This is a genomic window from Halanaerobium salsuginis (assembly GCF_900114545.1).
Lineage (GTDB): Bacteria > Bacillota > Halanaerobiia > Halanaerobiales > Halanaerobiaceae > Halanaerobium > Halanaerobium salsuginis.
Genome location: NZ_FOTI01000009.1, coordinates 54,496 through 75,383 on the forward strand (window position 1 = coordinate 54,496; position 20,888 = coordinate 75,383).

A 20,888-nucleotide genomic window follows, 5' to 3' on the forward strand; every position below is an offset into this window, starting at 1 on the left:
ATAAAGAAAGGATGATAAATTTATGCGGATTTATTCCTGGAATGTTAATGGAATAAGAGCAGTTAGTAGAAAAGGGTTTCTCGATTGGGTTACTGATGAACAGCCAGATGTACTGGCTTTACAGGAAATTAGAATTCAACCTGAACAGTTAAAAGACAAATTAAAAAATCTAGCTGGGTATTATTCTTATTTTACTTTTGGTGAAAAAAAAGGCTATAGTGGAGTAGCCATTTATAGTAAAATAGAGCCAGTTAATGTTTCCCATGGCTTAGGTATTAATCGTTTTGATTATGAGGGGAGAGTTATTACTGCTGAATATGAAAATTTTTATTTAGTTAATATTTATTTTCCCAATGGTAAGCGAAGCAAAAAACGTTTACAGTATAAATTAGATTTTTATGATGCTACACTTGAGTATTGTGAAAGATTAAGGGAAAAAGGCAAAGGAGTAGTTTTATGTGGTGATTATAATACAGCTCATCATCCGATAGACTTAAAAAATCCTGATACTAATCAAGATACTTCGGGTTTTCTACCAATCGAAAGAGAATGGCTTGATAAGCTAGAGGATTTTGGCTATTTAGATACTTATCGTGATTTTCACCCTGAAAAAGAAACTTATTCCTGGTGGAGTTATCGAACCAGAGCTCGAGAAAGAGATTCAGGTTGGCGGATAGATTATCATTTTATTTCAGCTGAACTAAAACCTTACTTAAAACAAGCTGATATTTTAACTGAAGTTATGGGTTCAGATCATTGTCCAGTTACGGTAGAATTAGAATTTTAAAATTTTCAAAATAAAAGGTGGTTAAAGTGCAGTATGATGTAATTATTCTTGGAGCTGGTCCAGCAGGTAGTTTAACGGCCTGTTTATGTGCCAGAGCTGGCTTAGCGACACTGGTTCTGGAAAAATCTGATTGGCCCCGTTATAAAGCTTGTGGAGGTGCTCTTTCAGCAAGATCTACAGCAATTTTGTGCAGTAATAATATTAAATTGCCTCCTGCAATTATCCAGAAAAAAATTAATGACTTTAAATTTTACTTTTCAGAAGAAGAAAAATTTAGTTTAAATTATTCGGGTCAGAGCATTAAATTAGTGCAGCGAACTTCATTTGATAATTTTTTACTGAAGCAAGCTGTGGCAGCTGGAGCTGAGTTTAGAAGTTCTGTTAAAATAATTAAGATTGAGCAAAATAAGAATTCTGTTAAATTATTCTCAACAATTGGAGAACTGCAAAGCTCTTATTTAGTTGGAGCAGATGGAGCAAATAGTAAACTCAGAAAAATTATTAATCCTGAACTTGCTGAGTTTTATAAGTTTAAAGGTTCTGCTATCGAAGCAGAATTGCCAGTAAATCAATCTTTGCCTGAAGAATTAAGCAATGAAATCAGAATAGATTTTGCTAATTTACAAGGAGGTTATGCCTGGTCTTTTCCCAAGCGAAATGAAATTTCAATTGGCTTAGGTAGCATGACTTTTCAAAAATTAGCTTTAAAAGAAGTTTTGTTTGCTTATTTAAATCAATTAGGAGTTAGTTATAATCCTGAAAATATTTTTTTTCGGGGACATCCAATTCCAGTTTATAAAACTAAAAATAAATTTAAGCGAAGCAGGCAAAATATCATTTTAGTTGGTGATGCAGCTTTTTTAGCTGATTCGTTTATTGGGGAAGGTATTTATTCTGCGTTAGCTAGTGCAGAACTTGCGGCTGAAATCTTAATTACCAAATATAAAAATAAACAGTTTGATTTGCGAGACTACGAAAAAAAGTTAGCAGATAATTTATTTGCTGAACTTGAAGCAGCCGCTCATTTAGCTGCTTTATTCTATAGGGCAAAGCCCCTGGTTAAGAATATTATTAAGCAGCGCCCTGACTTGTTAGAAGCTTTTATGGACGCAGTTCAAGGAAAAAAGAGTTATCAAGAATTAACTAAATTATTTAATTTTTTAAAATTAATTTTAAGAAAATAAATTTAAAATGAAAGGCTGATCATGGATAAGAAAATTTATGCAATTATTAATCCAACTTCCAATTCTGGTAAAACAAAAAAAATCTGGTCTGCTAGCTTGCAAAAATTGAAAAACAGCTTTCCAGATCTATCATATCGGCTGAGCGGTTATTCAGGGCAGGCGATGGAAATTGCGGCAGCAGCAGTAAAATCAGGTTATAATTACATCCTTGCAGTTGGAGGAGATGGTACAATCAATGAAGTGGCTAATGGTATTTTAAAAGTTAAGTCTGACTTAGTTCTTCATCCGGTTAAATTAATAATTTTCCCCCAGGGGACTGGTTCTGATCTGAGCCGCAGCCTTGAATTAAAATCAGGTCTAAATTACTTAATTGAGCGGATTAAAAAAAATAAAGTTCAGGCAATAAAAACAGTGAAAGCTCAATTTAAAACAGCTGCTAGAGTAGAGACAAGATATTTTGTTAATATTGCAGATTGTGGTATGGGAGCTGCAGTTGCTAAACAGTTGAATCAGAATTCTGACTTTCTAAAAGGAAGCTTTGCTTATTTAATTGCAATTCTGCAGATACTTTTTAAATATAAAAATAAATTAGTTACTATTAAAGCAGATGGTGAAATAGTTTATCAAGGTAAGCTAAATACCGCTGTAGTTGCTAGTGGTAAATATTTTGGGGGAGGAATTAAAATTGCTCCTCAGGCAAATTTGTCTAGAGCAGACTTGAATTTAGTTTTATTAAAAAACATTTCAAGTTGGCAGGCTATTTTTAATTTAGTTAGAGCTTATCGCGGCAGCCATCTTCAGCATGAATTAGTCAGTTCTTGTTTTGCTAATAATATAGAAATCAGTTCTCAAATTCCATTAACTGTTGAGCTAGATGGAGAGATTGTCGGCTGCACTAAAGCTAATTTTAAACTTTCTTCCCGGAAATTATTAATTTTAGTTGATTAAAATTATTAATTATATTTTATAAAAATTAGACCCAACTTAGCTGAGTCAGGTCTAATTACATACTATTTAAATAAAATTGTTTGTATTTAGTTTATTAGTCTATACTACCGGTAATAGTTACATTATCTCCAGCTGTAAAGCTTTCTTTAGCAGCATTATTTGCAAAATGAATATTACCATCAACTGTAAAGCCTTTTTCTAAAGAAAAACCTTCAGCCTCAACATAAATATCACCTATAAAAGTTCCAGCAGCTAAAGTAGCATTAGGACTTTTAATTGTCAATTTTGGTGCTGTTAAAGTAAATCTTGCTTTAGGACTATGATCTTCAGCACTTGTATAAAGAGCTACTTCTCTTGCTACTTCACCGCGATTTTTAAACTCACCTGCTAAAACAAGATCTTGGTCAACAGTTAAATCTTGCTGAATGATAATAATCCAGCTTCCCTCTGGTCCCATTGCTTTTACTAGTGAATCTTGATCAACAGCAACTGAAGCAGAAGAGACTGTGTCTTGAGCACTAACTGCTGGTGATAGTAATAAGCTAACTAATAAGATAAATAAAATTGCTTTGCTTTTCATTATTTAAAAACCTCCTTTTAAATATGATTAATTTACTCAACTTAATTATATATTAACACATTTGTGAAAAAATAGTCAAGCTTTAAAAAAAAATAATTTTAAAGGCAGGTAAGAATTAAAAAATATAGAATTATAAACTATAATCCGATTTTGCGCAGCCGATAATTGTCTGAAATTTACAAAAAAGAGGGGGCAATCATGAATTCTTTAGTAGAAAAACCAGCCTATTTTAAACGTCTTAGTTCTGAGCTAGCAGTATTAAATAATTATTATAAACTTCATGATCTTAAATTAATAGTTATTAATCCTGAGGCAGAATTAGAATTGTTTAGTTTAGAAGGGTCACAGCTTTTTTCTGAAAGCGATCTGATCAAACTTGAAACTGATATTTATCATAAACTTAAGAACACAGATATTAAAAAAAATATAATAAATATTATAACTGCTAAATTGGCTGTTTTATCAGCTTCAGACTCTATTTTATTGCAGCTTGTTTTTGCAGATTATATTTATCTTGTTTTAACAAGTGACAAACCAGTTAAAGATGAGTTTTTAAATTCTTTTCAGGAACAATTTGCCTATTTTATTGAAGATCTTCATTATAAAGAGCAGATAGAAATTAACTTAGCTGAGAAAGATCTGCAGAATATTAACTTAAAAAAAGAAAAGTATATAACCGCCTCAGCTCTTGATTCAATTCCAGGTTCAATTATAATTCTGGATAAAAAGGGTGAGATAGTTTACAGTAATAATGACTGGAATAAAGATTTTTATCGGAATGGAATTTTAGCATCTGAACTTAAAATTGGAGATAACTATTTAATGAGCTGTGAAAAAGAAGGTAATTCTGGCAATAAAGCAGCTTTACAGGTATATAAAGGTATTTTAAAAGTTTTAAATGATAAAAAACAATTTTTTACTTTTGATTATTACTGTCAGCAGCCAATACAAAAGCGTTGGTTTAGAATGTATGTTTCTTCTTTTAAAGGGATTGGCCGCTACGAAATTTTAATTTTACAGCAGGAGATTACCGACGAAATTATGGCTAAACAGGAATCAGAAAATATTTTAGATAATTTGCCAGCTGCTATTATTAAGTATAATTCAGATTTACAGTTAAATTATTTTAATCAATTTGCTGCTAGATTATTTAAGCTAGAAGAATCCAATTTGCAGAAATCATTTGTTGACTTAATAACTATGGAAGGCGAAATAAGCTATGCTGAACGCCTGCAAAATGTTGCTAAAACAAAAGAGAGAATTGAGTTTAAAATAAATTATCAACAGGGATTAAAGGCTATCTATTTAACTGTTATTTTAATTCCTGAACTTATCGGTAATGACTTAAAGTCAATTATAGCTATTATACCAGATCATATTCAATTAGATGATCTCAAAATTGATGTTAAACAGCAGAAAAATCAGTATATGCAGTTGTTTAATAATTTTCCAGAAGCAATTGTTTTGCTTGATTTTGACCAGCGAGTTATTAATATCAATCGTAGTTTTCAAAAGTTATTTGCTTATCGAATTTCAGAATTAAAAAATAAAAAACTTGATGACTTTATAGTTCCTATTTCAGAACAGAATGATGCTTTAGAACTTTCTTATCATGTTTTACAGGGGGAAAATATAGCCCGTAAAGTTCGGCGAGTTAATGCCAGAGGAGAAGAAATTGAGCTTTATTTAACAGCTTTTCCGGTCTTACTAAATGACAATAAAATGGGAGTTTATGCGATTTATAGAGAGCTTGTTGATTAAGGTAAGGAGGCGATAATTTTGGAAAACAAAGATGGTTTTGTTGCTGTAAAAAATTCACAGCTTATTATTACTGACCCAGAAGGTCTGGGCAGGTATCCCAGAATAGAAGCAGCTGATAATATTGATATTTATGTTAAAGGTGAAAAGCAAAATAATGAAATTGTTGTGAGTAAAGATGTAGAAAATGAGATTGAATTTAAAATAAATAATAAAGCAAAAGAAAAGCAGCTTTCATTAGAAATAACTAAAGATAGGATGGAGGCTAACTTAGTTATTGCAATGACAGCTGAACAGGTTCTGCAGATTAAAGACAAAGAAGCAGCTAATCAGATTGTAATTGAAACAGTAAATAAAGAACAAAATTATCCCCGTATCTTTAAAAGAGAAATACTTAATTTATTAAATAGTAAACAGATAAATTATGGTATTAAGCATGACTATATTACTGAGGTTATTAATCAGCCTGGTGATATTAGTGGTAAATACTTAATAGCAGAAGGAAAAAGAGCAGAAGCAGGGATAGATGCTAAGTTAATTAAAAGTGAAGATTTTAGAGAAGAAGAAGAGACATTATTTACAGTGATTGATTCAATTGATAAAGGTAAAATAATTTGCTATAAAGAAAAAGCTATTCCTGGTAAATCAGGGGTAAATATTTTTTCAGATCGAATACCTGCTCCACCAGTTAATGATTTTGAACTTGAAGCTGGATTAAATGTTCAATTAACGCCTGATAAATTAAAGGCAATTGCTATGGAAGGAGGTCAGCCCAAGATAGTTAAGAAAAAAGGTGTTGTTCAGGTTAATATTTATCGTCAGTATACAATTAACGGTGATATAGATAAGTATACAGGGAGTATTAAATATGATGGGGACTTATTAGTTAAAGGTAATGTAACAGATTATTTTGACGTTGATATTGGAAATGATCTTAAAGTTCAGGGTAATATCGCCAATGCAGAGATTAATACGCAGGGAAATCTTTATGTAAATAATAATATAATTGCCAGTACTCTTTATATTGGTAATTATCTTGATAAAGAAACAGTAGTTAAGTTGAATTATATTACAATTAAAATTCAAGATTTGGAACAGGCAGTTGATGAAATATTGGGGGAAGCTTCAAAAAGAAAAATGAATATTTCTGATTTCAGGACCGGTAAAATAATACGGTTGTTAATTGAAAATAAATTTCCTGATTTTCATGATCTGATTTTAGAATTATACCAAGAAATTGATCAAAAAAGTGAATTAAAAGATATTTTTAAAAAGGTAGTACCATATTTTACTAATATGGCTAATCTAGAGAGAATTCAAGATGAAAGTATTTTTATTGAATTAAAGAAAAATATTGAACAGTTTCTTGATACTAGAATTAATAATGATGATGTTTTAAGTATTCATACTGGTTATATTCAAAATTCAGAGATTAATATTGGTGGCTCAGTAATTATTAATAAGCTCGGCTGTTATAATTCTACTATTAGAGCTAAAGGTGCCATTATAGTTAAGAATCGAGATGGTTTTTTAAAGGGAGGGGATTATCAATCTGAGGAAATAATTTATGCTCAGATTGCCGGGACAAAACTGGGCAAAACTTATTTTAGAATTGGTAAGCATATATTCATTAAAGAATCACTTGGGACATTAGTTATTAATAGTGATCATGATAGTATTACAATTGATCCTGAAAAGAAGAATATTAACTATCAGATTGATGACTTTGGGCAGCTTGTTGTAGCAGATAGTTTACCTGATTTAGAAAAATATTTAACTGAAGCTTAAATTGATTTTTCAATTGCAGTTATTTGTGTTACAATTAAAATTGGTTCAGTTATAATCTCAAAAAACTGAATTAAATTATTATTTTTAAGGAAGGTTGATGGTTTAAAATAATGAAAAAATTTGATGTTGACCTCAGTAAAATTGAACAGGAACCAGCTGAAGTTGAATTTAAAGAAGGAGATCAAGTTAAGGCTCAGGTTTATAAATTTACTGATCTGGGAGCCACTGTAATTATTAATGATAAATATTTAGGATTGATTTATCAAAATGATATTTATCGTAATTTAGAGATTGGAGAAAAACTTACTGCTTATATTAAAAAAATAAGAGAAGATAATAAGATTGATGTAACTTTACGTAAGACTGGTTATGATAGGATAAAAGATGCTAAAACAAAAATTTTAGCTTGTTTAGAAAAAGAGAATGGTTTTTTAGCTTTAACTGATAATAGTTCGCCTGCTCAAATCAAAAAAAAGCTAGCAATTAGTAAAGGAAGTTTTAAAACTGCAATTGGCAGTCTTTATAAAGAAAAATTAATTGAGATTACAAAAAAAGGAATTAAATTACGTAATTAATAAATAGCATCTTAAAAATTAAATTATCAAAATTAAAGCCCTTTAAAACAAAAATTTTTAAGGGGCTTTTACTTGCTTAAATAAATTTTATTTATTAGTAATTCTGCAGAAAATAAATAACTGTGATATAATAGGGCTGAATTTAAGCTTGTAAAGTAAGTTGGAGTGGCAAGAATTGTTAATTGTGTTCAGTTTATTAAGCCTGCTGGTAAGTAATTGAGGTAGATATTTTTTATTGGTTGACTTAGAAAGGATGTAGCTATGCATATTGAGAGTCTTAAATATTTTCAGCAAATTGCTAAAATAAAGAGCATTTCCAAGGTTGCTAATCGCTCACATATCTCCCAGCCTGCTTTAAGCCAACAAATTCAGAAATTAGAAGATTCGTTGGGAAAACAGCTTTTTATTCGGAGTAATAGGGGCGTAAAGCTAACTAATTCTGGTGAGGTAGTTCTTAAATATGCTGATAATATTATTAGAATTTATAATAAAATGCTATCTGATTTAGAGGAACAGGAAAATAGAGAAATTAAAATTGAAGGAGAATATACTATTGCAACTTATTGTTTGCCCTGTGCTATTTTAAATATGAAATTTAAGTTTCCTAATCACAAATATAATCTAATTGCTGCTGCTTCAGATCAAATTGAGCAAGATGTTTTAAGTGATATTTGTGAAGTAGGGTTTACCACTAATTCAGTTTCAGAAAAAGCTTTAATTTCAGAAAATGTTATTAATGAAAAAGTTGTTTTAATTTCACCAGCAGCATTTAATCTACCTGATAAGATTGAATTAAGCGAGGTTCTGGATTATAAGTTTATTATTTTGAAAGAGGATTGTATAATCAAAGAAAAGTTTAAAGATGCACTGGCTGATTTAGGATTTAATTTTAATCAGATTAATATTATTGCTCGCTTAGATTCAACAGAAGCTGTTAAAACACTGGTTAGAAAAGGCTATGGAGTTGCTTTTGTACCATATAATTCTGTACGTGATGATCTAGATTTACATGAACTAAAGGTTTCTCGAATTAAAGATTATAGCCTTGATTATGATATTTATATGATTAGTAAGAAAGCTGAATTATTAACTGATGAGGTTAAAGATTTTATTAATAATTTTAAAAAACTTGGCAAACATATTTGTTACTAAACTTAAACTGGTTTAATAAATTAATTTTTATAGAAAGAGTGGAATGATTCAGGTGGAAAAAATTGCTTTTAATCGACCCTATTTAAGAGGTAAAGAAAAAGAATATCTACTGAATGCTTTTGAGCAAGCAAGTCTGCAGGGAGATGGTTATTATACTAAAAAAGTAAGTAATTTTTTGCAGAAGAATTTTGCTTTTTCTCATGTTTTGATGACAACTTCTGGCAGCCATGCTCTGGAATTAGCTGTTCAAACTGCTGGTTTAGGTCCAGGCGATGAGGTGATTATGCCTTCTTTTACTTTTACCTCTACAGCTAATGCTGTTTTAAATCAAGGTGCAACTCCAGTTTTTGCTGAGCTTAAAAGTGATACACTTAATCTTGACCCGACTGATTTATTAGCTAAGATTACTAAACGAACTAAAGCAGTTATTCCTGTTCATTATGGTGGAATAGTATGTGAAATGAAAAAAATTAATGCAATTGCTCATGAACATAATTTAATTGTGATTGAAGATGCTGCTCATGCTTTAAACAGCAGCTACTATGGTAAAGCAGCTGGTAGTTTAGGTGATTTTGGCTGTTTTAGTTTTCATGCCAGCAAAAATTTTTGCTGCGGGGAAGGCGGAGCATTAGTAATTAATAGTCAGCAGCCAGAACTTTGGGAAAAAGCTGAAATAATTCGGGAAAAGGGAACAAATCGCTCTCAGTTTTTAAGAGGCGAAATAGACAAGTATAGCTGGATCAGCCCCGGATCCAGCTATTTACCAGCTGATATTCTAATGGCTTTATTATTAGGGCAGCTGGAGAATAAAACTAGAATTACATATTTAAGAGAAAAAATACATAAATTTTATTTTACAAATCTGCAAGAATTTTTAACAGGAGATTTATTGCAAGGAATGAGCTTTATTCCTAAAGGACGCAGCAGTAATTACCATATTTTCTTTTTGAGAGTGAAGAATAAAAGGCTGCGTGATTATATTTTGCAACAGTTAAAAGAAGCTGGAATTTCTGCTACTTTTCATTTTCAGCCTTTACATGCTTCCAAGATGGGATCTAAACTTGGTTATAAAGCAGCAGATTTACCGCTTAGTAATGAAGCTGCCCAGACATTAATTAGATTACCAATTTACCCGGATTTAACTAAATCAGCTCAAACTTATATTATTAGTAAACTAAGGGATATATTTTTAAATCTGCAAAGAGCAGGTGCTTAAATATGATTGTTTTTTCAGTTATAGTTCCAGTTTATAACAGCAGGCAATCACTATTTGAACTTTATTGGCGAGTGTGTCAGGTGATGCAGCAGCTTGCAGCAGATTTTGAGCTAATTTTAGTAGATGATTTTAGTCTGGATGATAGTTATCAGCAGATAAAAAAATTAGCCAGGTTTGATCAGCGGGTAAGGGGAATTAGATTGGCTCAGAACTTTGGACAGCAAAATGCTATCTTCTGTGGTTTGCAGCAGGCCAGAGGTGACTACCTGGTAACTTTAGATGATGATCTGCAGCATTCACCTGAAGATATAATTAAACTTTATGCTAAAATAAAAGAAGGTTATCAGCTAGTTTATGCTCTGCCAGAAAAAAGGCAATATAAATTTTATCGTCGCTGGGGGTCAAAATTAACAAATTTTTTATTTGGTTTAATTACAAGTAAAACTTCTGCAATTAGAGTAAGCAGTTTTAGAATTATGCAAAAAGACCTGGCTGAAAAAATAATTAAAACTAATAAGCATTTTATTTATCTTTCTGCTTTGCTTTTAGAACAAACAGATGAGATTGCTAATATTTATACTGATCAAAGCAAGCGCAAATATGGTGAATCTAACTATAATTTAATTAAGTTGACTTTGCTTTTTGGACGTCTTTACCTTTATTATGGCAATCTATTTTTCCTGCAGTATTTACGTAAAAAAGGTAAGCAATATCTAATAGCAGAAGCTACTTTTGTCTATCAGCAGGAAAGGGGAAATTAGATTAGAAATGAGAATTTTAATCTTGGGAGCTGGCAATTGTCAGCTTAACTTAATTAGAAAAGCTAGAGCAATGGGGCATCAGGTTATTGTTTCTGACTATCTTCCGGATGCTCCTGGTAAAAAATTGGCTGATTTTAGTACCTCAGTCAGTAGTTTTGATTGGCAGGGTAATCTTAAAGTAGCGCAACAGTACGAGGTCGAAGCTGTTCTTACTACTGGCACTGATCAACCAGTTTATACAGCTGCTCAAATTGCAGCTGCTCTAGAGATACCGCATTATATTACTCCCCAGATAGCTCTATCAGTAACAAACAAAAGAATTATGAAACAAAAATTTACTCAGGCTGGTATTCCAACTGTTAAATATAAATTATTACAGACAAATTTTAGTGATGCAGAGCTGACTGATTTTAAATTGCCAATAGTAGTTAAACCAGTAGATAGTCAGGGCCAGCGCGGTGTTTATAAATTAGATTCAATCGAAGAGCTGCGGGCTAAGTTTTCTGAAGTGCTAGCTTTTTCGAGGGAAAATAGATTATTGGTTGAAGAATATTATCCAGCAGCTGAAATAACAGTTAGTGGTTGGGTCAGGCAGGGAAGACTCCATTTGCTCACAGTAACTGATCGGATAAATTTTGCCCGGGGAAATCATCTCGGGATATGTTCGTCTCATCTTTTTCCATCCCGTTATTTAAAAAGTAACTATTTAGCAATTAACGAATTAAGTGAAAATATTGTAACTGAGTTTAAAATTAATAATGGTCCGATCTATTTTCAATTTTTATTGGGACAAGCAGGTCTTAAAGTTAATGAGATAGCAGTTCGGATTGGCGGGGCTTATGAAGATATTTTTATTCCAGCTTTAACAGGAGTTGATATTCTTAAACTTAATTTAAAACTTGCAGTTGGAGAAGCAATTTCCAGTTCAGAATTAGCCTCGTTAAATAATTACCAGCTTTTAAATAATAAGAGTTGGCTTTCTGCTCAATTGTTTTTTAGTCAGGCAGGTAAAATTGTTGATCAGACTCCAGCAGCTGAATTAATGAACTTAGCTGGTGTTTTAAAAGCTGATTATAATTTTAAACCTGGAGATCAGCTTGCTGAAATTGATAATGCTACAGCTAGAGCAGGTTATTTTTTAGTTAAAGCAGCTGGTGAAAAAGAATTGCGCCAGCGAATAGCTGCTGTCTATGATAAATTAGAAATTATAGATCAGCAGGGGAAAAACCTAGTTTTAAGACAGTTAGGGGAAAATTTCTAGTTAGATATAATTATAATATATTGAGTATGAAACAGAGGTGTTTTAACTAGTGCTTAAAAAATTTTTATTATTGCTATTTGTTTTACTTATTTTGCTAACTTTTACGGCCTGTCAAGCTAATCACCAGTCATCTCAACAGCAGGTGGGGTTAAAAAAAAGAAAACTAGTAATAGCTGAACAATATGGGCTAGCTTACGCTCCGATTCAGTTAATTAAAGTAAAAAAAATGCTTGAAAATGCTGAACCTGGCCTGGAAATCGAGTGGAAACAGTTGAGTAATACAGCAGCAATTAGAGAAGCTATGCTGGCTGGCCGAGTTGATATTGGTTTTATGGCTATTCCCCCATTTTTAATTGCCCGTGACAAAGGAATGGATTGGCAGATAATTACTGGACTTGCTCACTGTCCGCTTGCTTTAATGTCTAATCAATCAGCAGTAAATTCTCTGGCTGATTTAAAGCCAGAAAATAGAATTGCTTTACCTCAACCAGGTAGTATTCAGCATATTCTTTTAACTATGGCTGCTCAAAAAGAATTTGGTCAGGCAGATCTTTTTGATAATCAGCTTCTAACAATGAGTCATCCTGATGCCATGAATGCTCTTTTAGCTGGTCATGAAGTAACTGCGCACTTTAGTTCTCCGCCTTATTTATTTAAAGAAAGTAAAATAGAAGGAATCAAAAGTATTCTAACTGGTCAGGCTGCTTTTGGTGGTGACTTTACTTTTATTGTTGGAGTAAGTAAAAGTAATTTTTATCAAGAAAACCCTCAGCTTTATCAAGTTTTTATGCAGACTTTGCAAAAAGCAGTGGCTGAGTTAAGTCATAATCCAGCTCAAGCAGCTAAAAACTTAGCGGCTGTTTATGATTTAAATCAGCAGGAACTATTAACTTATTTGACCTGGCCAGGTATGAAATATAGCCAGGATGTACAGGGATTAAAAAGATTTGCTGATTTCATGACTTTTCAGGGATACTTAACTTCTAATAATTTTAAAGTAGGAAATTTAGTTAAAACAAACTCTATTTTTAAAATTATTGGAGAGACGGAAGGGAATGATTAGTTTGCCTGATAAATTTAAACAACGTCTGGGCTGGATTTTATTATTAGCTTTAATCTGGCAATTAATTGCAGCCAGCCATTTTTTTTCAGAACTTATTTTCCCAGGACTAGATAAAATTATTCTGACCCTATTTACTTCTTTAACAAATGGCAATCTGCTTAAACAGCTTATTTTTTCTTTAATTATTATTGCTCAAGGTCTTACCCTGACAGTAATTCTTGCCTTATCCCTATCTATTTTAGCATATTTTTCCGAGTTAGCTGCCAGTTTACTCGAAACTTTAACTGCTTTAGCTCATCCGCTGCCAGGAATTGCTTTAATGCCTTTAATTTTAATCTGGTTTGGTGCTGGTAAAACTGCAATTTTATTGGTTATTATTCATTCAGTTTTATGGCCTTTAATTCTCAACTTAAGAGCAGGTTTTAATGCTATGCCGTCAATTTATAATTTAATTGCTCAAAATTATTGTTTAACTAAATTAGAATTTTTATTTAAAATTTTATTTCCAGCGGCTTTACCATATTTTATTTCTGGTCTGAAAATTTCCTGGGCCAGATCATGGCGAGCTTTAATTAGTGCTGAAATGCTTTTTGGAGCAATTAATAGTCTGGGAGGGATTGGCTGGTATATCTTTCAAAGACGAGTTTTTTTTGATTTACCAGGAGTTTTTGCAGGATTGGTTGTAATTATTTTAATTGGAATCATTGTAGAAGATTTCATCTTTGCTAGACTAGAAGCTAAAACAGTTCAAAAATGGGGAATGTCTAAATGAGTAAGTATCTTGAGCTGAAATCAGTTAGTAAAAAGTATCAGCAGCAAAATAAAGAAGAATTAGTTTTAAAAAATGTGAATTTTAGTGTTAAGAAGGGAGAACTAGCAGCTATACTTGGACCATCTGGTTGTGGAAAATCTACCCTGCTTAAATTAATTGCTGGTTTTATAAAAACTGATCAAGGCATTATATCTAAGGAGGGGCGGATAATTAGAGGGCCAGGTCTGGATCGAATAATGCTTTTTCAGGATTTTGAACAACTTTTCCCCTGGTTAACAGTCTTAAATAATATTATCTTTGCTCTTAAAGCCAGCAGAAAAACAGAAAAAAATTCATTTAATTTTTGGCCCGGTCAATTTCGCCAGGACCTTAAGCTTTTAGCTAAAGAGTATTTAGCTAAAGTGAAGCTGAGTCAATATCAAGATTATTATCCTCACCAGCTGTCTGGAGGCATGAAGCAGCGAGTTGCACTGGCTCGTACTCTGGCTGTTCAGGGTGAAATCATGCTAATGGATGAACCTTTTGCCAGCCTTGATAGTCAGACAAGACAAGATCTGCAGCAGTTATTGAGCGATCTTCAGTTAAATAATAGCAGAACAATACTTTTTGTGACTCATGATATTCGGGAGGCCGTTTTTTTAGCAGATAAGATTATTGTTTTAAAGGATAATCCTGGCGAAGTAATTTCAGTATTGGCAAATAACTTACCCTATCCCAGGCAGCGCAGCAGTGAACAGTTTAATCAACTTTCTGAAAAAATTACCTCACTTTTTTAAATATCTTTAATTTTTTTGATACTTTTATTCCACAAGATAAATTTTAATAGACCAGTTTTTTTGATCAATCTGACTGACAATTCTATTACCATAGGTTGGGCTGGAAAATTGATAAATTAAGTGACAGTTTTCTTTTAAGTATAATTGCAGCTGCTCGTAATACGGATAGAGATTGCCGTATAATATATTCCAGGTTGGTCTTGTTTGATAAATGTAATCCATTTCTTCTGGATAAATAATATACTTTATTTTATTTTTATTAATATAATCAGCAAAACTAAGTTTATTTTGTTTTAAATAAGCTAAATTACGATAATCAAACAAGCTCCCTCTACTAAAATAATAAGCTGAATTTAAATTTGCTAATACTTTTGTTTGAGCTGGAACTGAGTGAGAGATGTTTTTTAAATATAATTGATAGTTATTTGAACTGTCAGCTTTTAAAGTTATAAACGTAGTTAAACAGAGAATAATAATTAGAGATCCACTAAGTAAAGTTTTAATTTTAAATTTTAAATTTTTGATTAAACTAAAGAATAAAAGATAATAAAAAGGAAAAATAAAAATAATTGACGTTTGATTATAGCGGCCGATTAGAATATAAGCAAAATTAATGGCCAGCAGAGATATTAAGAAATAAAAAATTAATTTAGTATTTTTATTATTAAAGTGACTTAATTTCATTTTTATTAATTTATAACAGGCAGTAATTGTAATTAATAAAAAAATAATAAGCTGTAATTTAACCGGTGGAATATAATAGGTACCACTGATTCTATAAAATATTTTTTTATAAAAATCTATTAATCGGCTTATTTTGACTGAAAAAGGAGCAAAAACTCCTAAACCATTTCCATAATTGCTGTAGTTGCTAAAAAAATTAGAATCAAGACTAAGGCTAATTAAGATAAAGAAAGCTCCACCTAACGCAATGGTAAGCATAAAATTTAGATATTCTTGCCTCTTTAAATTATTTTTGAAAATTAGCTGCCAATTATAAATAAAAATAAATGGCATAGCAATTATGAGAGCATTGGGATGAAAACCAATTGCAGTAACTAAGATTAAAGCTAGATTAATATGTTTTTGATTAAAGTGATTTTTAACTTTATGATCAGCATAACTAACAAATTTGTGCTTAAATCCCGGGGCAATCTTACTGAGAAAATAATAAAAAGCTATTAAAATGATTAAAACTAATATAATTTCTTGGCGTGCCAGATGAGAGCTATAAATAAAATGAATATCAACTGCCAGAGTTAAAACAGCTAAATTACTTAAATAATTATCAGCTGTGATTAGCTGAGCTATTCGATAAAAAAAATAAAGTGCTGCTGTACCAGATAGCAGAGAAATTAATCTAAATGTAAAAATATGATAGCCAAAAATCTTGCTAAAACTAATTTGAATTAAATGGAAGAATATTTTAATAGCATGGGGATGGCGAGGCATTAAATCAAAGAAACTTTCAGTACTTTTTAAACTGTGAGTAGCAGCAATTTGGCGGGAAAGTCCGCTTAACCAGGCTTCATCAGAATGAATAAAAGGAAATTTAGTCAGAATAATCAAATTAATTAAAAAGAAACCAGAAATAATTAAAGCCGGAATTAATTTTTCTAGCTGATAATTTTTACTAAGCTGATTTAAATTTAATTTAATTATTTTAGCGGCTGGAATTTTTAGCTTTTCGATTAACTTCATTTCTGACATCCTTTCTGGAGTTACTTTTACTAATAATTAGCAAATTAACTTCTTTAATTATACCACAAATTATTTTTATTTTTAAAAATTAAATATTTATTTAGAAGCTTCATTTGATAATTGAATATACTATTAATAAAAGTTATAACCAGTTTAAGTGATTATCCTTTATAATATTAAATAGAGATTGTACTAATTTTAACAATATTTGAGCTGGAGGTGGAAAAATGAAAAAACTGAAAATATTTTTGGCATTTTTATTTGCTCTGGTTATTCTAACTGGTTGTGAAGCAGATATTTCTGTGCCTGGAGAAACAGGGCAGGATATAATAACTGCTAAAAAAGCTTTGAAAATAATTGCTGATGAAAATGTTATTGTTATTGATACGCAGAAGTCGCGAGCTTATAAAGATCAGCATTTAAGAGGAGCTGTCAATATAGGTAGAAATGATGTTACAGTTTTAGGACCTTTTCCTAATATGCTAGCCCCGGCCAGTAAAGTAGAGAAGTCACTGGGCGAAAATGGGGTAAGTAATGCAACTAAAATTTTAATTTATGACAATAACAATAATATGGATGCTGCTCGTTTATGGTGGACTTTACTCGTTTACGGTCACAGTCCTACCCAGATGCAGGTGATAAGTGGTGGATTGCAGGCTCTGCAGGAAGCTGGAGGAGAAATAACTGATCGTCTTCCCGAAATAACTGCAGCTGAATATAAAATTGAATCTAAAAATACAGAACTAATTGCTGATAAAGCAGAGGTTCTGGCTCAGGCAAATAATCCACAAGAAAATGTTGCAATTCTTGATGTTAGAACTCAAGCAGAAGTTAGTCAAGGGATTGTCCCGGGCGCAATTCATCTTAATTATGTAGAAAACATTAATGATAAAGGAGAATATTATCCTGTCAGCTATATGCAGAGATTGTATCCTGATCATAATTTAACACCTGATAAAACTATAATTATGTATTGTCAGACTTCAATTAGAGCTGCTCAAACATTTTTAGCCTTACATAATGCAGGATATCGAGATTTGAAATTATACGACGGTGCCTGGATAGAATGGTCATCTGATAGTTCTACCCCTAAGGCAATGCCCTCTGGAGCACCAGCAGCTGCCACAAAACAGGATGCTTCTTAAAATTAAATAATATTTTCAGCAGTAAATTTATTTTGAGTAATCTTTAATAAAAAAAGATTAAAATTGTTATAATTTTAACGAAAAATAAGGAGGAGTAATAATGAATAAAGCTAAATTTTTAATTTCTATTTTTGTAGTTTTAAGTTCACTTTTATTAGTCACAGGGGTAGTTTTTGCAGCGTCAGCTGCTGTAGAGGATGCAGTTAATAACTATTTTGCTAATTTGCCAGCTGACAATGGGATGATCGGTGAAAAAGCTTTTATTGAAAAGGTAAATTCTGGAGAAGATTTATTCATTCTTGATATCAGACAAGCCGATGTTTATAATGAAGGTCATATTAAAGGAGCAATTAATGTGCCCTGGGGACCAGAAGCTATTCCTGCTGCTCTTGATAAGCTGCCTGGTGATGAAACTATTTATGTTTATTGTTATACAGCTCAAACTGCAAATCAGACTGTAGCCTTACTTAATTTTGCTGGATTTACTGCAAAGTCAGTTCGTTTTGGCTGGAATCTGGGTATAACTAAAGTAGATGGCTATGAAACTGCTGTTGAAACTAAAGCTAATCAATTGGGTGCTGTAACTGACTATAAAGTTAACTCTGATCTTAAAGCAGCAATTGTTGATTACTATGCTGGCCTGGCTGATGTTAGTGATACAATGTTTAAAAATTATAAAATAAGTGAAGATATGCTGAAGATGGCGCTCGATTCTGGTAGTGATTTAATGGTTTTATCTGTTAGACAGCCTGGTGATTATGCCAAAGGCCATATTGAAGGTGCAATTAATATTCCCTGGGGTGCTGGCATGGAAGAATATTTTGGCCAATTGCCTGAAGATCAAAAAATAGTAGTTTATTGTTATACAGGCCAGACAGCTGGCCAGACAGTTGCTGGTTTGAGAATGCTTGGCTATGATGCTGTATCATTAAACGGTGGCATGGGAACTGCTGCTAATGACCCTTATGGTTGGTCCAACAAAGGTTATGAAGTAGTACAATAGTAATTAAAATTAAATAAGTTTAAAAAAGCTTTCCAATATCTTTAAATTTAAAAAAGCTCAATTCGAGGCTGTTTAGCCAGAATTGAGCTTTTTATTATTTAGCAGATAAAATTATACTTTTGTGATAAAAAAATAATTTCTATAGTTATTTTTCAATTTGACTATTAATAATTTCCAAAATTTCATTTTTTAATTTGAAATATTCATCTTGATAAATTACTGTTTTTTTATTTCCAGCTAAAATTTGACTGGTAAAATTAACTTTAAATTCTTTAACTATTTCACCTGGCCTTTTCGACATAACTATAATTCGAGTAGCCAGTGAAAGAGCTTCATCAACATCATGAGTAATAAAAAAAATAGTTGTATCATTTTCCTGCCAGATTTCTCTAATCAATCCCTGCATATTATCTCTAGTGAGAGCATCAAGAGCACCAAAAGGCTCATCCATTAAAATCACCTGAGGATAATTAGCTAGTACCCGAGCTAGCGCAACTCTCTGTTTCATACCTCCAGACAATTCAAAAGTATGTCTATCTCCAAAACCACTTAACTTTACTTCATCTAGAAAATAACTGCTGATTTCTTCAATCTTATTTTTAGCTAAATTACGCATTTTTGGACCAAAACTGACATTTTCTTTAACAGTTAACCAGGGATAAAGGGTTGGAGATTGAAAAACTACCCCCCGGTGCCAGTCAGGTTTTTTAATCATTTCTCCCTGCATTAAGCAACTGCCGCTGCTTGGTTTAAGATAGCCAGCAATAACTTTAAGCAGTGAACTTTTTCCACAACCAGAAGGACCGAGCACACATAAAAATTCACCTTCTTTTAAGTTCAAATTAATATCCTGTAAAGCTAAAATAGAAGACCTATTGTCACTACCATATTGAAGATTAAGATTTTTAATTTCAATCAAATTTTTTTCAAATTTATTAGCATAATTTTGTCTATCTTGACTTAACATAATTAGCTTCCTTTCTAGATAATATTACATTACGAATTTGATTAATGCAGTTCAAGACTAGTTATTTTCATTAAGAGAAAGCTCTATATAATGTGGATTGACATATTGATTAAACTCTGCTTGTGTCGGAGAATTGTCAATTGAATCTTGTGCTTGTAGAAAATCAGAAGTATCTTTCATTATCCGGGCAAAAGCACCAGGTGTTTCACTGCTGCCGAAGAAATCATCGCTTAATAGTTCCTGGCGAGTTTTCCAACTTGAGCCCTGCATTTGATGAAGCGCAGTTGTTTTTTCAATTCCTAATTCAGCAGCTACAATTTCTGCAGCTTGTTCAGGATCATTACGATAAAGATCACCAGCTTCTGTCATTGCTTTAATATAATCGGCAACTAAATCAGGAAATTGTTGGGCAAACTGCTGGCGAACTACTTCTACATTAGCAGTTATATAACCCTGCTCAGCCATTTCTTTACTTGAGATTAGAACATGACCTGATTTTAATAATTTTCCTAAAGAGGGCTGCCAGGTATAAGCAGCTTTGATATCGCCTCGTTCCCAGGCAGCTACGATTTCAGCGGTTTGCATATCAAGTAGTTGAACATCATTTTCAATACCAGCTTCTTTTAAAACATTAAGTAAAATATAATGAGAAGTGGAAGCAAAGGGAACAGCAATTCTTTTGCCTTTTAAATCTTCTATTTTATTAATATCAGAATCATTTTTTACTGCTAAAGCTTCAATTTCTCCTAATACCTCATGAATCCAGATCATTTCTACTTTTAAATTACGAGCTAGAGCAGTTATAGCATTGGTATTACCCATAGTTGCAAAATCAATACTACCTGAGGCTAGAGCCTGGTTGGCTTCAACTCCAGAGTCAAAAACAGTTGTATTAACTTTAATGCCCTGGTCAGTAAAGTATTTGTCAAAATAATTTTCTGCAATAGCAAGTGTTTCATCATTTGGAACTCTTAAAATACCAAAATTAATTTCAGCTGGTAAAGCTAAATCACTGTTTTGATTAACCTTTGTTTCAGTTGAATTATTACAGGCAGTTAAGCTGAAAAGACTAAGTACTAAAATTATCAATAAAGCTATTAATTTGCGATTAAATTTCATTCTGAACCTCCTTATAGGTAACGTCAAGTATTTTGTGTAAATAAATTAATATCGTTCTTCAAATAGTTGAATTAGTTTATCTCTAGCAGCTAAAAATCCCTTTAGTCTTCGTTCTGACCACTTAGAATTATAGTCTAAGATTTTAAGATATAGTATTTTTTCTGCTGCCTTTTCATTTGGTAAACTATTCATTGTTTTAAGTCTTTTTCTGATTTCTTTATTGGCTCTTTCAATCCAGTTAGTTGTATAAATTGATTTTTGAATACTATCTGGATATTTGTAAAAAGTAAAGAGTTCATCTTTATCTTCAAACCAGCTTTGAGCTAAGCGGG

At 31.8% G+C, this 20,888-nt stretch carries 20 protein-coding genes; 15 read left to right on the top strand and 5 right to left on the bottom strand.

Annotated elements, in window-relative coordinates:
• Nucleotides 1-22: 22 nt before the first annotated feature.
• From BMZ74_RS04725 to BMZ74_RS04735, 3 genes are read left to right on the top strand one after another with little or no spacing between them, the layout of a single operon-like run.
• Nucleotides 23-787, top strand: a complete 765-nt coding sequence (locus BMZ74_RS04725) for an exodeoxyribonuclease III (protein ID WP_089860513.1) — start codon at nucleotides 23-25, stop codon at nucleotides 785-787.
• Nucleotides 788-813: 26 nt separating this feature from the next.
• Nucleotides 814-1,971 carry a geranylgeranyl reductase family protein gene (locus BMZ74_RS04730; protein ID WP_177181362.1) on the top strand — a complete coding sequence of 386 codons (1,158 nt, stop codon included), beginning with the start codon at nucleotides 814-816 and terminating at the stop codon, nucleotides 1,969-1,971.
• 21 nt (nucleotides 1,972-1,992) lie between these two features.
• Nucleotides 1,993-2,919, top strand: a complete 927-nt coding sequence (locus BMZ74_RS04735) for a diacylglycerol/lipid kinase family protein (RefSeq protein WP_089860518.1) — start codon at nucleotides 1,993-1,995, stop codon at nucleotides 2,917-2,919.
• 94 nt (nucleotides 2,920-3,013) lie between these two features.
• Here the strand turns inward: BMZ74_RS04735 and BMZ74_RS04740 are convergent, their stop codons facing one another.
• Entirely contained in the window at nucleotides 3,014-3,499 is a 486-nt protein-coding gene (locus BMZ74_RS04740; protein ID WP_089860521.1) for a hypothetical protein, read from the bottom strand.
• 198 nt (nucleotides 3,500-3,697) lie between these two features.
• On the opposite strand from BMZ74_RS04740, the gene BMZ74_RS04745 reads away from it, so the two are divergent.
• The 10 genes from BMZ74_RS04745 to BMZ74_RS04790 all read left to right on the top strand — a co-directional run bounded on the left by BMZ74_RS04745 (nucleotide 3,698) and on the right by BMZ74_RS04790 (nucleotide 14,621).
• A complete protein-coding gene (locus BMZ74_RS04745) occupies nucleotides 3,698-5,260 on the top strand; it encodes a PAS domain-containing protein (RefSeq protein WP_089860523.1) in 1,563 nt (520 codons plus the stop codon).
• Between the two features lie 18 nt (nucleotides 5,261-5,278).
• Nucleotides 5,279-7,045 (top strand): FapA family protein, encoded by a 1,767-nt coding sequence (locus BMZ74_RS04750; RefSeq protein WP_089860526.1) that lies wholly within the window; start codon nucleotides 5,279-5,281, stop codon nucleotides 7,043-7,045.
• Between the two features lie 110 nt (nucleotides 7,046-7,155).
• Entirely contained in the window at nucleotides 7,156-7,620 is a 465-nt protein-coding gene (locus BMZ74_RS04755) for a S1 RNA-binding domain-containing protein (protein WP_089860529.1), read from the top strand.
• Between the two features lie 261 nt (nucleotides 7,621-7,881).
• Complete coding sequence (locus BMZ74_RS04760; protein ID WP_089860533.1) at nucleotides 7,882-8,772, top strand: LysR family transcriptional regulator; 891 nt, start codon at nucleotides 7,882-7,884, stop codon at nucleotides 8,770-8,772.
• Between the two features lie 43 nt (nucleotides 8,773-8,815).
• On the top strand, nucleotides 8,816-9,988 hold the full coding sequence (gene rffA / locus BMZ74_RS04765; RefSeq protein ID WP_089860535.1) for a dTDP-4-amino-4,6-dideoxygalactose transaminase: 1,173 nt from the start codon (nucleotides 8,816-8,818) through the stop codon (nucleotides 9,986-9,988).
• A gap of 2 nt (nucleotides 9,989-9,990) precedes the next feature.
• On the top strand, nucleotides 9,991-10,749 hold the full coding sequence (locus BMZ74_RS04770; protein ID WP_089860538.1) for a glycosyltransferase family 2 protein: 759 nt from the start codon (nucleotides 9,991-9,993) through the stop codon (nucleotides 10,747-10,749).
• A 7-nt stretch (nucleotides 10,750-10,756) separates the two neighbouring features.
• Nucleotides 10,757-12,010 (top strand): ATP-grasp domain-containing protein, encoded by a 1,254-nt coding sequence (locus BMZ74_RS04775; protein WP_089860577.1) that lies wholly within the window; start codon nucleotides 10,757-10,759, stop codon nucleotides 12,008-12,010.
• A 49-nt stretch (nucleotides 12,011-12,059) separates the two neighbouring features.
• Nucleotides 12,060-13,073, top strand: coding sequence for an ABC transporter substrate-binding protein (locus BMZ74_RS04780; RefSeq protein ID WP_089860541.1), 1,014 nt, complete (start codon nucleotides 12,060-12,062; stop codon nucleotides 13,071-13,073).
• Nucleotides 13,048-13,845 (top strand): ABC transporter permease, encoded by a 798-nt coding sequence (locus tag BMZ74_RS04785; protein WP_245750820.1) that lies wholly within the window; start codon nucleotides 13,048-13,050, stop codon nucleotides 13,843-13,845. The genes BMZ74_RS04780 and BMZ74_RS04785 overlap by 26 nt, the downstream gene beginning before the upstream one ends.
• The gene (locus tag BMZ74_RS04790) at nucleotides 13,842-14,621 is read left to right on the top strand and encodes an ABC transporter ATP-binding protein (protein ID WP_089860544.1); all 780 of its coding nucleotides are present in this window, start codon (nucleotides 13,842-13,844) and stop codon (nucleotides 14,619-14,621) included. Before BMZ74_RS04785 ends, BMZ74_RS04790 begins: the two co-directional genes overlap by 4 nt.
• A 24-nt stretch (nucleotides 14,622-14,645) precedes the next feature.
• On the opposite strand, the gene BMZ74_RS04795 is transcribed toward BMZ74_RS04790, so the two are convergent.
• Entirely contained in the window at nucleotides 14,646-16,322 is a 1,677-nt protein-coding gene (locus BMZ74_RS04795) for an ArnT family glycosyltransferase (protein ID WP_089860547.1), read from the bottom strand.
• Between the two features lie 227 nt (nucleotides 16,323-16,549).
• Between BMZ74_RS04795 and BMZ74_RS04800 the strand changes: the two genes are divergently transcribed.
• Both BMZ74_RS04800 and BMZ74_RS04805 read left to right on the top strand, forming a co-directional pair.
• Nucleotides 16,550-17,467, top strand: coding sequence for a rhodanese-like domain-containing protein (locus BMZ74_RS04800; RefSeq protein WP_089860550.1), 918 nt, complete (start codon nucleotides 16,550-16,552; stop codon nucleotides 17,465-17,467).
• Nucleotides 17,468-17,567: 100 nt separating this feature from the next.
• A complete protein-coding gene (locus BMZ74_RS04805) occupies nucleotides 17,568-18,470 on the top strand; it encodes a rhodanese-like domain-containing protein (protein ID WP_089860552.1) in 903 nt (300 codons plus the stop codon).
• 145 nt (nucleotides 18,471-18,615) lie between these two features.
• Here the strand turns inward: BMZ74_RS04805 and BMZ74_RS04810 are convergent, their stop codons facing one another.
• The 3 genes from BMZ74_RS04810 to BMZ74_RS04820 form a co-directional block, all read right to left on the bottom strand.
• Nucleotides 18,616-19,437 carry an ABC transporter ATP-binding protein gene (locus tag BMZ74_RS04810; RefSeq protein ID WP_089860555.1) on the bottom strand — a complete coding sequence of 274 codons (822 nt, stop codon included), beginning with the start codon at nucleotides 19,435-19,437 and terminating at the stop codon, nucleotides 18,616-18,618.
• Between the two features lie 57 nt (nucleotides 19,438-19,494).
• On the bottom strand, nucleotides 19,495-20,556 hold the full coding sequence (locus BMZ74_RS04815) for a taurine ABC transporter substrate-binding protein (RefSeq protein ID WP_089860559.1): 1,062 nt from the start codon (nucleotides 20,554-20,556) through the stop codon (nucleotides 19,495-19,497).
• 45 nt (nucleotides 20,557-20,601) lie between these two features.
• Nucleotides 20,602-20,888: transposase (locus tag BMZ74_RS04820; RefSeq protein WP_143070142.1), on the bottom strand; the 287-nt coding region annotated here is incomplete at its 5' end.